We start from the raw sequence: 734 nt of genomic DNA, 5'->3' as shown, positions 1-734 counted from the left end.
GGGCGGGCGCTACTCGCTGCCGTCGGCGGTCGGCCTGTCGGTGATGCTCTCCATCGGGCCGGACCGCTTCGACGAGCTGCTGGCCGGCTACCACGCCGTCGACGAGCACTTCCGCACCGCGCCGATCGCTCGCAACGCCCCGGTGCTGCTCGGGCTGCTCAACATCTGGTACGCCAACTTCCTCGGCGCGCAGACCCACGCGGTGCTGCCGTACTCGCAGTACCTGCACCGGTTCCCGGCGTACCTGCAACAGTTGACCATGGAGAGCAACGGCAAGTCGGTGCGTACCGACGGCCAGTCGGTGTCGTACGACACCGGGGAGATCTACTGGGGTGAGCCCGGCACCAACGGCCAGCACGCGTTCTACCAGTTGCTGCACCAGGGCACCCGGCTGGTGCCGGCGGACTTCATCGGGTTCAGCGAGCCGAACCACGACATCGGTGAGATGCACGACCTGTTCATGTCGAATTTCCTCGCCCAGACCGCGGCGCTGGCCTTCGGTCGCACCGCCGAGCAGGTCGCGGCGGAAGGCACTCCGGCGGAGCTGGTGCCCCACCGGGTGATGCCCGGCAACCACCCCACCACCACCATCATGGCCGGGCAACTCACCCCGGCCACCCTCGGCCAACTGGTCGCCCTCTACGAACACATCGTGCTGACCGAGGGTGTCATCTGGGACATCAACCCCTTCGACCAGTGGGGCGTCGAACTCGGCAAGGTCATGGCCAACCAAC

Annotated in this window: 1 protein-coding gene; it reads left to right on the top strand. The window is 67.4% G+C overall.

Translation table 11 applies throughout. From position 1 onward, the window contains the following. Positions 1 to 734, top strand: a 734-nt coding sequence (locus C1I93_RS30820) for a phosphoglucose isomerase-related protein (protein WP_498070743.1), incomplete at both ends; no start/stop codon positions are given.

Source organism: Micromonospora endophytica, from assembly GCF_003236305.1.
GTDB lineage: Bacteria > Actinomycetota > Actinomycetes > Mycobacteriales > Micromonosporaceae > Micromonospora > Micromonospora endophytica.
The sequence above is the reverse complement of the archived record's forward strand: the minus strand, read 5'-3'. Positions and strand labels throughout refer to the sequence as shown.